Genomic DNA, 12,771 nt, shown 5'->3' with positions numbered 1-12,771 from the left:
CGTGTTCGCGACACTGTCAAGAGATGAAAATGATCTATTTTCCACACCGGGACGGTATAGATCCTAACTAAGCCTTGACTGGCTCCGCGGTCAGCTGCACGCTAGATCGCACTTGTGCTGGGCGTCTACCCACAAGGGGCAAGGAATTTCTCTTCCTGCCGATGCCGCGGAAGCGTCGGTGCCCGTAGTCACCTGCCTCCCACCCCCGCAGAAGAGTCCGAACTATTTAGGTGACACCGCGCTCGCGCAACCGATCAGCACGTGCACGCTCCGTCGAGATTCGCTACACCAAGGAGGAACTATGGACAGGCGGCGTTTCCTGGCCGTCAGTGGCCTGGGCTCGATCACGGTGATGGGGACGACGGGACTCACCGCCGCCCCGGCTCAAGCCGTGCCGGCAGCCGGCGATGCGACATCCCGATCGCAGCGCATCACCGCGGGCTTCCTGTCGCTGGGTGTCAGCGCCTTCGGCCGCGTGACCAGCCTGGTGGATCTGCGCAGCGGCACCGACCATCTGGCAGCGGGCACCTCGGTGCCGCTGGTCAGTGTGGTGGCCGACGGCAGGCATGAGGTGCCTGCCGAGATGAAGGTCTCGCCGCGCGACCGGCGCGTGCTGGTGTTCAGCGGCGAGAAGGTGACGATCGAGGTGAAGGTCGTCGGATTCCCGACGCACACCACACTCGAGGTGGTCGGTCTGACGGCCGCTCAAGGCGTGGATGTGCAGACGCTGCTGTGGGGCCCGCTGCCGACGAAGCTGGCCCGGACGATCGGTGAGACCGCCGGCGTGGTCACGGACGGCGAGTTCCTGCTGGGAGTTCGTCCGCTCAACGACAAGACCGTGGGCGGGTGGCCGAACGAGCACTTGGCCTACGGGTTCGGCCCGGATCTCGTCTGGAATCCGTACGGTCTGCAGACCGGCGCGAAGGACGAGTGGCTGGCGAGCAATATCGCGGCCAAGACGACGTGGGGCAGCGTGCTGCGCGCCGCCACCTATGACTACAGCCGCGTCCGGGTCCGGCAGCGCACCAACGGGTACGCGATCCCGCTCGGTCCGCTGCCCGCGCCGGACGGCCGGATCGTCGGGTCGAAGATCGCGCTGTTCGGCAGCGCCCCGGATCTCGCCCTCACCGTGCTGAGTCATATCGCCAAGGAACACGGGCAGGCGTACCCGACCCTCGACGGACAGTGGCAGAAGGCGGCCCAGCGCACGTCGCAGTCCCACTTCTGGATCCACGACCTCAATACGACCAATGTCACTGCCGCCAGCCGGTACGCCCGACAGGCCGGGGTCAGGAACATCTACGCCATCTCCGGCGACGGCCCCTGGGCGTCGCACGGGCACTACCGGTTCAACAGCGCGTTCGGCGGATCCGACGCGGCGGCGGCCCAGTTGGTGGCCACGGCGGCGAAGGAGAACACCGAGGTCGGCGTGCACACCCTGTCCGACTTCATCGACGCCCACGACCCGTATGTGAAGGCCCCGGCCGACCCGCGGCTCGCGCTCGGCGCAAGCGTCGAGCTGACCCGCCCGCTCGGCAGCTCGGACACCACGCTGTACGTGGACGACGACGGCCCGCTCGGGCCCGGCGTCGACGGTCAACGGCTGCGTATCGGTGACGAGTTCCTCACCTATGGCACCGTCACGAAGGTCAGCGACGGCGAATGGCAGGTCAGCGGCCTGGCGCGGGCCCAGTGGGGTTCGTCCGCGCAGCCCTGTCCGGCCGGGACCCGTGCCGCCCGGCTCATCCAGAACGGCTACGGCGGCGCGATCGGCGGGCTGCCGATCATCGACGAGATCGCGGCCCGGCTGGCCACGGCCTACAACGACACCGGCGTCCGGGCCACGTCCTACGACGGCCTCGAGTCGGCGGGCTACAACGGATGGGGCGGCTACGGCTTCGCGCGCCTGGTCAACGGTGTCTACCGGCAGCTGGACTCCAAGGAGTTCATCACCGAGTGCAGCAACCTCGCGTCCAACACCTGGGACGCCCAGTCCCGGGCCAGTTGGGGCGAGATCGGCGTGACGGACTACGCCCAGCTCCTCCGGAGCAACACGTTCTACCGGGCCAACTACCTGCCCGGGATGATGGGCCAGCAGGGCTTCTCCGGCAACGACAGCCTGCAGACCATCGAGGTCACCATGGCGCGCGCGGCGTCCCTGGACGCCGGCGTCAACTTCGAGACCAGCGTGCAGAGTCTCGACTCCGGAGCGAACACCGCCGCGCTCCTCCAAGCCGTCGGCACGTGGGAGTCCGCGCGCGGCGCGGGCGCGTTCACCCTGGATCAGAAGAAGCAGCTCGGCGCCGCGGACCAGCATTGGCACCTGAGCGAGGTGACGCCGCAGCAGGAATGGTCGCTGCAGCAGGTGGACGCGTCCGGTCAGCCGATCGGTGAGCCGCAGCAGGTCAAGGCCCCGACGCCGGGCTTCACCACGCCGGAGCCGCCGGATGCCAAGGCCGGTGTGCTGTACGCGTTCAAGGTGACGTCGAGCACGCCGCGGACCGTCCGCTACGAGATCACGTCCGGCAGACTTCCGGTTGGACTCGACCTCAACAAGGACACCGGCGGCATCACGGGCGTGCCCACCACCATGGGCACCAGCAAGTTCACCGTCACCGCCCGCAACGGCGGGAGCGTGGCCGACGGCGCGATCACGTACAAGGTGACGACCAGGCCGTGAGCACGGCCCTGTGACATGCAAAGGCCGCTCTCTCCACCGTGGACATCGTGTCCGTCCTGGAGAGAGCGGCCTTCTGACTACCCCTGTACGGTCGTCAACCTGCCTGACCTGTAGTGATGTTCAGCCGGTACCGCACTGCCGCGTCGGGAACGCCGTCGCCGTTGCGGGCCGTGACGGTGAAGGCCCTGGCGCCGGACTTGGTGGGGACTCCGGTGATCCCGCCGGTGTCCTTGTTGAGGCTCAGCCCGGCCGGGAGGCTGCCGGACGTGATCTCGTACCGGACGGTCTGCGGTGTGCTGGAGGTGACCTTGAACGCGTACAGCTCCCCCACGCGCCCCTCGGTCGGCTCGGGTGTGATGAAGCCGGGCTTCGGCGCCTGAACCGTCTGCGCCGTGCCGACCGGATTGCCGTCCGCGTCCATCTCCTGCAGCGTCCAGCGCTTGCCCGCGGTCTCCTCACCGAGGTGCCAGTTCTTGTCCTGGTCCGCCATGAGCTGCTGCTGAGCGGGGGTGAACGCACCGGCCGCGATCGCCGCGTTCCAGATCTTGACGGCGGCGGAGATCGCCTTGCTGTTGGGGCCCTTGGACAGGCTGCCCATGCTCGTCTCGAACCAGCCGAAGTTGACGCCGAGGGACGCGCCGCGCGCGAGGTTCGTCTCGACGTCGAGCGTCTTCGTGTCGCCTCCGATCGGGAGTGAACCTCCCATGAGTGGAAGGTAGTTGGCGCGATAGAAGGTAACGTTCCTGGCCACCTGGTCGTAGTTGGAGTCGGACCAGCCGATGCCGCCCCAGCTGACGCGCGACTGGGCGTTCCAGGAGTTGGACGACGGGTTGGAGGCTTCGGCGATGAAGCCGTCCTGTGACGCGAGCTGACGGTGGAAACCGTTGATCATGTGCGCATAACCCTGCCCGCCCCAGCCGTTCCAGGACACCTCCTCCAGTCCGTCGAACGAGATGTTCCTGATGCCGGTGGTGTTGCACACCGTGGCAAGGCGGGTGGCTATCTCATCGACGATGGGCAGGTCGCCTCGTGCGCCGCCGTACTGGTTCTCGGCGATCCGGGTGGCGTCGGCTCCCTGCGGGTAGGACGCCGCGACGGTTCCCCATTGTGCGCGCTTGACGCCGGTGAACTGCCACTCAACGGCTCCGACTTGGGTCGCACCGGAGAACGTGACGAACTCGTCGCCGAGCCGCAGCCGGCGGCCCAGGACATACCCGCCGCCGCCCGAGTCACCAGCGGCGTACAGAGTCGTGTCGGCCGCGGCGAGGGGGCGGGTCAGCTTCACGGTCTTGCCGGTCGTGAGCCGCTTGTCGGCCGGTGCCGGTACGACATAGGGGTCGTTGGAGGCGATGAAGTTGGACAGGGTGTGCACGCCGAGCCGCACTCCGCTCGCGGCGGCGATCGTCGCCATCTGGGTCGCGACGGCGTCGGAACCACCGAAGTTGCTGTTGAACTGGTAGTGGCCGGTGGACTTCCAGGGGCCTGCGGCGCCCTCCACCGAGTAGACATTCTTGATCCCCGCCTGCTGGGCGAACTCGACGGCGGCGGCCAGGTTCGTGGCACTCAGGTCGTGCAGCACCAGGAACGGTTGCCGGGTCGCCTCGGCCACCTTCTGCCACTGCCCGTTGATCGTCGGGTACGGCAGGTCCTCCCGCTGCGCGACCTGGCTGAGCACGGTGAGCACGAGATCGGGCGCGCTGCCGTACACCGCGAGCTTCGACCCGACGATCTTCCCTTCCGCTCCCGCGAGCGGGCCGGTCGGGATCTGGCCGTCCCGGATCCGGGCCTTGGTGTAGTCGTAGGTGTAGGCGCGCAGGATGCTGCCCCACGACGTCTTCGCCGCGGCGCTCCAGTCGTTCTGCGTCCCGCTCTGCCCGTACGGCCTGGACTCGACGTCCGCGCCGAACCCGAACGAGGCGAACTCCCTGGGCCAGGCGCCGATGGTCTTGTCGTTGAGCGGGTGGATGCCGAACACGAAGCGGCTGTCGCCGACCACGCCGACACCTTCACCGACCGTCTGGTTGGCGCGCACCGCGAGCGGCCCCCACAGCAGCGTCTGCACCTCCACCCCCGACGCAGTGTCCAGGCCGACGACTTCCAGCGTCGCGTACGTGGCATGCGCGACGACCTTCACCTCGACGGTCACCTTGTCGCTGCTGAACACCAGCACCCGCGGATCCCGCCGCGACACCTGCACCTGAGTCGGGGCTTCCTGCTTTCCGTCCTCCAGGACGACCGACACCAGGGGCACCGTTCTGCCCTCGGCCGCGTAGTCCGTTCCGTTGCGCAGGTCCACCAGGCTGGTCACCCGGCCCGTCTGGTCGAGGCCTATCGCCAGGAATCCCGCCTTGATCCGCGGTGCCTTGGGTTCCTGCGCTGCGAACGCCGGCTCGGCCAGCGCCGGCAGGGCGATCGTCGCCAGCGAACTCACGCCGCCGGCGATCAGGAAACTCCGCCTGTCCATGCATCCTCCATGTTGTTCTGTTCGGTATCGGTGGTGATCACGGGCTCGTGGCCCGGGCCTCGAAGCGCCAGAGCGAATAGCCGAAGGACGACGTGCGCTTGACCCCTTGCATACGCATGTATCGGGCTGTCACCGGCGCGAAGGTGAGCTCGTCGACGCGCGCGCCCGACGGCTTGCCCCTGGCGGTGGCGGCCGTCGTCCAGTGCTCCGCGTCGTCGGAGACCTGGATGTCGTAGTCCGCCGCGGATGCCGTCTCCCAGTCGAGCAGGACGCGCCGGACGGTCTGCGCGCGGCCGAGGTCCACCTGGATCCACTCGTCGTCCCGGTAGGCACTGGCCCATCGGGTCTTCCCGTCCCCGTCGGTGGCGTTCTCCGGTCCCAGACTGGGCACTTCGGACGACGAGGCCGAGGTCGGCCGATGCAGCGCGAGGTCGGGGGCGTCGAACACGCGCATGCTCCACAGCGCGTATCCGTCCTGCTTGCGGGCCGCCTCGGTGCCGACGACGCGTATGTGCCGGGCCGTGACCGGATCGAAGGTGAGCGTGTCGGGACCCGCGGATGTCCGGTCCGTGCGCGCGGCGACCGTGGTCCAGGTCGTGCCGTTCCCGGACACCTGGATCGCGTAGTCGCGCCCGTACGCGGGTGCCCAGTCCAGCTCGACCTTGCTGACGGTCTCCGGCCGGCCGAGATCCACGCGGAGCCAGGCGTCGTCTCCCGGGCCGCTCTCCCACTTGGTGGTCCCTACGCCGTCGAACGCCGCGCCGGCCTTGCCCGCGGAGGCGGTCGCCGGTCGGCCCAGGCTCAGTTCGCTGTTGGCCGGGGTGGCCAGAGTCGTGGCGACCTTGGTCAGTCCGGTGCCGACGCCGAGCCTGCGCACGGTCCCGAGGAAGGAGTCGTACGGCACACCCGACGAGGCGCCGCTCCACATCTTCTGGGCCAGCACGCCGAACGTGGGCTCGACCAGCCCGTGGACGTCCAGTTCACCGTAGGAGGCTTCGGTCAGGTCGTTCCAGACGGCGGACATGGCGCCGAGGAGTTGGGGGTCCTGGGGTTCGACGCTCTGGCCGCCCGGGAAGACGTTGGGTTCCCACTCGTCGTAGAGGTACTTACCGTCAAGTCCTCGCCCGTGGTAGTAGTCCGCGAACGGGACGATGTAGAGCAGCGCGTCATTGGTGTTGATGAAGGAATAGCCGTCCCGCTTCGCGGCCTGCGGCCCGTACCACTGGTTGTTCCAGCTGTTGAGGGTGACGTCGCGGTCGTAGCCGTCGGTGTCGGACGCCATCACGGACAGGCTGCCCCAGGCCCGTGGATGCTTCCCGAGCGCGCGGATGTGGGCCGCCATCTCGTTGAAGTAGGTCTTGTAGCGGGGCTTGTCGACCGTGTACTCGTCGGCGCCGAAGTGCACGTCCGGGCTGCGGAACCAGGGGACGAACTCGTCGAAGACCGACTTCATGAACGTGGTGGTCTCGGGCTTCGACAGGTCCAGATGGTCAGAGTCGCCGTTGTTCAGACCCAGTGACGGCCGGAACCGGGTGAACGCCAACGAGTGGGCGGGAGCGTCGATCTCGGGGATGATCGTGACGCCGTTGACGGCGGCGGTGTCCTCGAAGGAGTCCCAGTCGCGCCGGTCGTAGGCCCCGTCCTTCGAGGCAAGGCCGGCCAGTTCGGGGTTGTCGGACTTGAGCCGGAAGCCGGCCTGGACGTCGCTCCAGGACCCGTCGCCCTTGAACCCGTTGTCGTTCAGGTGCAGTTGGAGCTCGTTGAGCTTGAACCAGCCCATGAGATGTACGTAGTCGCGGATGAAGTCAGCGGTGAAGAAGCGCCGCCCGACGTCCAGACTGAGGCCCCGCACCTTGTAGTTCGGCCAGTCGACCGCGGTGCCCACCGGTACGGAGTCACGGCCGTCGTCCTGCAGCAGGATCTGCAGCAGTGTGCGGGTGCCGTAGTAGACGCCCTTCGCGGTCGGTGCGGTGATCCGCACGTTGCGGTCGGTGATCGTGAAGGTGTACCCCTCCTCCTTGAACCGGGCGCCTCCCCCGGCTCCGGTCAGCGTGGGGTCGACGGCGAGGACGATGTCGCCGTCCTGCGGGGACCAGGTCGAGAGGGCGAGCTTGCGTCCGGCCACCTGATCCAACTCACCAGGGAGCGCGGCCACTTGGTCACGCAGGCCGTCACCGGGCCGGCCGGCGAGCACGATGCGGCTGTGCCGACGCAGCTCGAAGGAGCCTGTGCCGCCCTGCCACTTCTGCAGGGCGGGAACCACTGTGGGCCTGGCATTCACGGCGGCGGGTTCGGCGGTCGCCGGGGCGACGGGGACAGCCAGGGTCAGGGCCAGTAAGGAGACGAACAGGGAGAGCAGACACGCGAGGGGTCTCGGGCGACATCTCATGGCGGGCTCCAAGCGTTCTCGATGGGATCGTTCCTGGAGGTGCGTGCGCGTTCTGAGTGGGGGTCTGTGTTCGGTGGCCCGGTCGTGGTGACCGGGCCACCGGGGAGGGACGGCCGGAGCCGTCGCCGGCACCGCTCTACGGTGCGACCCGGGTCAGCTTCACCGCGTGCCCGCCGTTCGCGACGGCCGACACGCTCAGCGTGGCTCCGGCCCGGATCGTCTTGCGCGTGCGCACCAAGCCGCCGTCCGGCCCGTCGGTGACGATCTCGGCCCGCCATGCACCCGAGCCGAGGAAGTCCGTCGGTGCGACGAGCGTGCCGAGGGCGGTGCATAGGACCAGTGCCGGTGTCGTGAGACGTAAGGTTCGGCGAAGTGGAGGCTTCAAGGCATGCCTTTCATGAGGGAGTGCGGCTCTTGGGGATCGCCGTTCACCTGCCGGCCGGGCCTCAGGGCAGCGTCCACCGTTGGTTCTCCCTGGCGTTGCAGTCCCACAGGGCCAACTGCACCGCGCCGTTGCCCGCGTTGCCGCCCGGGACGTCGAGGCAGCGCCCGGAGCCCGCGTTCCAGAGGGTTCCGTCGGAGCGCGACACCCAGCGCTGGTTCTCCCGGCCGTCGCACGTCCCGAGCTGGACCGGGGTGCCGTTGCGCGTGCTCTTGGCGTCGGCCTCGACGCACTTGCCGTCCCGGCCGCCGAGCCGCAGCGTGCTGCCGTACGACGACCACTTCTGCGCGTCGGAGCCGTTGCAGTCCCAGATCTGGATGCGGTTTTCGTCCGCCGTGGCGCCCTGGGCGTCGTCGAGGCACTTGCCGCTCAGGCCGGAGGTTACCGCACCGGTGCTGGGCTTCGGGGCCGTTCCCGGGGTGAGCTTGAAGTTGTCGAACTGGTCCGTCTGGTAGCCGGTCACCCCGAGGCCCGCCTGGCCGCGGGTGAAGGTGGAGTCCTCCACGCTGCCGAGCTTCCTGCCGTCGAGGTACGCCGTCAGCGTCGTGCCCTGCATCTTGAACGCCGGCTTGTGCCAGGTGTTCAGGCCCACGGCGTCGGTCTTGCCCTTGACCAGGGTCGCGTACTTCCATGTCCGGTCGCTCTTGTCGATCGACCAGGAACCGTCGTCGCCGAGCCTCAGGTGGTAGGAGTCCAGGCCGTTGTTGTTACGGCCCTGCATGCCGAGCCGGCCGAGGAGCTCGACGCTGCCGGACTTCTCCAGCATGACGTCGGCGGAGACCGTGTAGTTGGACCACGAGGCGTCGCCCATGAACGAGTACGGGGCGTAGTACGGCTCGTCGGTCCAGCGGATCGGGGCGGTCGGCGCCATCTGGCGCAGGCAGCTGCCGGAGCGGCCGCCGCCGCAGGCCACCTTCTTGAAGGCGCCGTTCATGTCGGAGAAGTACGTGGCGTTGGTGGTCGCGCCGGGCTTGTCGAAGGTGTCGCTGTACGGCAGCTTCATCGCGGCGCCCGCCGGGGCCTTCGCGGTGCCCTTGCCCTGGCCCGTGGTGGTGGTGAGCGAGTAGACGTGGCCCGGCTTCAGGGGCATGCGGTACGTGCCGTCCTGCGCCGGTGTGATGTCCTCGCCGCGCACGAAGTCGTCCGCGGTGCTGTCCGACGCCACGTCGGTGGACCAGACGTGCACGGTGCCGGTGGACAGGCCGCCGCCGACGGCGAAGTTCACGGTCTGGTCTTCCTTGGCGTCCACGGTCTCGATGACCGTCGAGTAGTCACGGTCGTTCGTCGACTTCAGCGAGACGTAGCTGCCGTTCGCCCGGTCGCCGCCGAGATAGCCGCTCGCGGAGTCGATGTAGTGCCAGCCCGGCTTGGTGAACTGCGAGGTGTGCGCGGTGATCCAGGTCGTTGTGCCGATGCTGTAGTGGCCCGACCAGGGCTGCGCCGCGACCGACATGCCGTCGGTCGAGAAGAACAGGTTCGGGTAGAGCGCGGCGATGACCGGCCAGTTGAAGTATGCGGTCATCTTGCCGTCGATGTAGTCGCGGTTGATGGCGCGGGCCACCGCGGGGGCGCCGGTGTCGGTTTCCAGGGATCCGTTCTCGCTCGCCCACAGCGGCTTGCCGAGGCTCTGCGCGGTGTCGGTGCTGGGGCACGAGGTGAAGTCGCTCTGGTAGCCGCACGGGTAGTGCACGCCGACGACATCGACCGCGTCGTTGAACTCGGGGTCGCTCTTGAGCGCGTCGGCCACGTCCCAGCCACTTTCTGCGGCGACGACCTTCGTGTCGTAACCCTGCGCTGTGAGCGCGGACTTGAGCTTCTTGAACCAGTCGGCGTTGTATCCGCGCTCGTTCCAGCCGCCGATGTAGTCGATGTCCAGGTGGTGCTTCTTCGCGCAGCCGAACCAGGACATGTAGTAGTCGATCGTGTCCTGGGACCAGAAGTTCCCGCCACCGATCCATCCCGGGGCGCCCCAGGCGAGGCCGGCCAGCTTGATGTCGGGGTTGCGGGCCATGGCCTGCTCGGCGAGCCACCACTCGTAGCCCTCCCCGCAGTCCACCTGCCCACGGGTGTGCTCGTGGCTGGGCTCGGCACCGTCGGTGGAGTTGGTGTCGCCGCCGATCTCCAGTTTCAGGAGTTGCAGGGAGGCCCCGTATCCGGGCTTGAACAGGTAGTCGAGCAGCTGGCTGCGCTGCGGCTCCGGATAGTCGATGAGCAGCCGGGTGTTGCCGCCGCCTCCGCTGATCGCCCCGACCCCGTCGAAGGTGCGGCCGGGTTTCGTGCCGTCGATCGTGATGGAGGTGTTCGGGGCGGCCTGGGCGTGGGGCGCGGGCCAGGCGATGAGAGCACCGATCACAAGGAGCAGGAGGGCAAGGAGAGTTGGTCTACGTCTGAGCAGGGATGTCATGTCGACTCCGAGAGAGTAGGGAGGACCGACCGTCAATCGCGCAATCTGAAACATGTGCGAACACGGACGCACAGTCGTGCCGATGGTGAGGGGTCCGGAGGAGCCTGTCAACGTCGAGGCGGCACGCCGTCAGCAGCACCGATAGCTCGGATGAACCCCCTCTGTGGCGTGGGGAATCCACGCACCTTGGCTCGAACTCCTCAATATGCAGGGAGTATTCACGCACGACAGCTCCGATGAATCGCGGCCGACCACCACGCTGGACTCACCGGCCGGAACTACGTCGGCTAGTGAATTGCTCTCAAGTAGTGTCATGCTGGTGAGACTTGAGCCGCTGATGTTTCGGGAACATTATGGTGCACCGCTCTTGACGTTCGAGGCGCCGAGCCGTTCTCATGACTCACGCTGCGCGAGGCCGTCCGGACTCCGCGTCTGACAGCGATGTCTCAACTGGAGAAGCAACGTGCGACCTGGTAGACCACCGGCGTTCGGCGCCCTGCGACGCTCCCGGTTTCCGCAGCTGACGCCGCTGTCCTGGGCGGTCACGCTCGTGACTGCCCTCCTCTCCGTGTTCCTCCCGCCGCTCACCTCGACACCGAAACACGAGCCGGATGATCCCCCGCGTCCACAAACGCGGCGCGCGCACGATCGGCCTGCTCAAGTACCTGTACGGTCCGGGCACCCATGAAGAGCACGTCGACCCGCATCTCGTGGCAGCCTGGGACAGCTTCGCTCCTGATCCCGGCCGCGATCCGCAGGCCACGCATGGACAGCTCCAGCAGCTCCTGGACCAGCCCGTCCAGGGGGTGGCGGAATCCCGTCGCCCGGCCAAGCACGTATGGCATCTATCGGTTCGTGCCGCGCCAGACGATCCGGTCCTTTCCGACGAGCAATGGGGCGAGATCGCCCGGCGCATGGTCGCCGCCACCGGCATCGCGCCGGCCAACGATGACTCGGGATGCCGCTGGGCTGCCGTACGCCACGCCGACGACCACATCCACATCATCGCCACGCTCGTCCGCGAGGACGGCCGCAAACCTCGGCTGAACAACGATGCAAAGCGCTCCCAGACGGAAGCCCGCCTGATCGAAGCCGAGTACGGACTCAAGCAGCTCAATACTGGCGACGGCACAGCTGCCCAACGCCCGACCAGCGCGGAGCGCCACAAGGCCCAGCGCCAGGGCCGCGAGCGCACCGCGCGCGAGGAACTGCGCGAGACCGTACGTCGGGCGGTGACCGGCGCCAGGAGCGAGGAGGAGTTCTTCGGTCGGCTGGCCGCCGCCGGCCTCCTGATCCGCAAACGTGCCGCCCCGTCCGGCGACCTGCTCGGCTACAAGGTGGCCCTGCCGGACGACCGCAACAAGGACGGCGAGCCCGTGTTCTACCCCGGCGCGCGCCTCGCCCCGGACCTGTCCCTGCCCCGGATCCGGGAGCGCTGGTCCGCCGATCCTTCCGACCAGGCCCCGTCGACAGGTACTTTCGGCCGCGCGACACCGAACAATCCGTCTGCGGCACGCCGTCGGACCGCGTCGGCCGCCTGGATCGCGATCACGATCGTCGAGCACGGCGACGACGCGGTCGCCGCCGCCCACATCGCGGCGGCCGGAGAGGTCCTGGACGCGCTCGCAAAGACATCCGCCGCCCACACCCGGCGCGAACTGCGGGACGCGGCCTTCGCGTTCGAGCGGGCCTCCCGCTCCCACGTCCGCGCTGAGCGCGGGCACGACCGTGTCCTGCGACAGGCCGCCCGCGACCTCGTACACGGCGGGCCCGCCCTTGGCCGGGGCGAAGACGGCGCGACGACCGCGATGGCGATCGACATGTTGTTCTTCCTGATCACCGCCACCGTGCACTGGCACGCGAAGAAGGGGCACGCGCAGCAGGCCGCCGCCGCCCGCCAAGCAGCCGAGCACCTGCGTTCCGCCTACCAGGCCGCCGCTGCCCAGCCCCTCGGGGTCCTCTACCAGCGCGGCCGGCGCCTGAACCGGCCCCTGCTCCAGCGGCAGACCGTGCTGCTGCACGAGGCGCTGCCCGGGCTGGCCGAGCAGATCCTTGCCGAGCCCGGCTGGTACGCACTGGCTGTGACCATCGCGGACGCCGAAGCCGTCGGCCACGACCCGGCCACTCTCCTGTCCGACGCGGTCGAGCGCCGCGAACTCGACACGGCGGACTCGATGAGCGACGTGCTGGTGTGGCGGCTGCGGCGTCTAGCCGATCTGCCTGCTGACACTTCTGGAGCGCCCGAGCACGGCACGGTGAAGCACCCATCCGCCAAGCGCCCTGTGGCGCCCCGTCCCACGTCACCTAACCGGTCCCGCGGCGAAGAGGCGGCAGGCAACAGACGATGAGCGCGCTCTCCAAACTGGCCAGCGAGAGGGATACGGCGCGCACA

General features: G+C 68.4%; 6 protein-coding genes. 2 read left to right on the top strand and 4 right to left on the bottom strand.

Annotated elements, in window-relative coordinates:
- Positions 1-301: 301 nt before the first annotated feature.
- Positions 302-2,680 carry an Ig domain-containing protein gene (locus NRF20_RS40730; RefSeq protein WP_413754189.1) on the top strand — a complete coding sequence of 793 codons (2,379 nt, stop codon included), beginning with the start codon at positions 302-304 and terminating at the stop codon, positions 2,678-2,680.
- A gap of 94 nt (positions 2,681-2,774) precedes the next feature.
- On the opposite strand, the gene NRF20_RS40725 is transcribed toward NRF20_RS40730, so the two are convergent.
- From NRF20_RS40725 to NRF20_RS40710, 4 genes are all read right to left on the bottom strand, one after another.
- Complete coding sequence (locus NRF20_RS40725) at positions 2,775-5,144, bottom strand: Ig domain-containing protein (protein ID WP_413754188.1); 2,370 nt, start codon at positions 5,142-5,144, stop codon at positions 2,775-2,777.
- A gap of 37 nt (positions 5,145-5,181) precedes the next feature.
- Complete coding sequence (locus NRF20_RS40720; protein ID WP_398629485.1) at positions 5,182-7,533, bottom strand: discoidin domain-containing protein; 2,352 nt, start codon at positions 7,531-7,533, stop codon at positions 5,182-5,184.
- A gap of 136 nt (positions 7,534-7,669) precedes the next feature.
- The gene (locus NRF20_RS40715; protein ID WP_398629486.1) at positions 7,670-7,918 is read right to left on the bottom strand and encodes a hypothetical protein; all 249 of its coding nucleotides are present in this window, start codon (positions 7,916-7,918) and stop codon (positions 7,670-7,672) included.
- A 61-nt stretch (positions 7,919-7,979) separates the two neighbouring features.
- Positions 7,980-10,328, bottom strand: a complete 2,349-nt coding sequence (locus tag NRF20_RS40710; RefSeq protein WP_398629487.1) for a ricin-type beta-trefoil lectin domain protein — start codon at positions 10,326-10,328, stop codon at positions 7,980-7,982.
- Between the two features lie 662 nt (positions 10,329-10,990).
- On the opposite strand from NRF20_RS40710, the gene NRF20_RS40705 reads away from it, so the two are divergent.
- Positions 10,991-12,727, top strand: coding sequence for a relaxase/mobilization nuclease domain-containing protein (locus tag NRF20_RS40705; RefSeq protein WP_413754187.1), 1,737 nt, complete (start codon positions 10,991-10,993; stop codon positions 12,725-12,727).
- Positions 12,728-12,771: the final 44 nt, after the last annotated feature.

The sequence above is a fragment of the Streptomyces sp. R-74717 genome, assembly GCF_047305335.1.
Lineage (GTDB): Bacteria > Actinomycetota > Actinomycetes > Streptomycetales > Streptomycetaceae > Streptomyces > Streptomyces atratus.
The sequence above is the reverse complement of the archived record's forward strand: the minus strand, read 5'-3'. Positions and strand labels throughout refer to the sequence as shown.

Coding starts and splice junctions, on each gene's coding strand:
- NRF20_RS40730 (WP_413754189.1), top strand. CDS start 302: ATGGACAGGCGGCGTTTCCTGGCCGTCAGTGGCCTGGGCTCGATCACG.
- NRF20_RS40725 (WP_413754188.1), bottom strand. CDS start 5,144: ATGGACAGGCGGAGTTTCCTGATCGCCGGCGGCGTGAGTTCGCTGGCG.
- NRF20_RS40720 (WP_398629485.1), bottom strand. CDS start 7,533: ATGAGATGTCGCCCGAGACCCCTCGCGTGTCTGCTCTCCCTGTTCGTC.
- NRF20_RS40705 (WP_413754187.1), top strand. CDS start 10,991: ATGATCCCCCGCGTCCACAAACGCGGCGCGCGCACGATCGGCCTGCTC.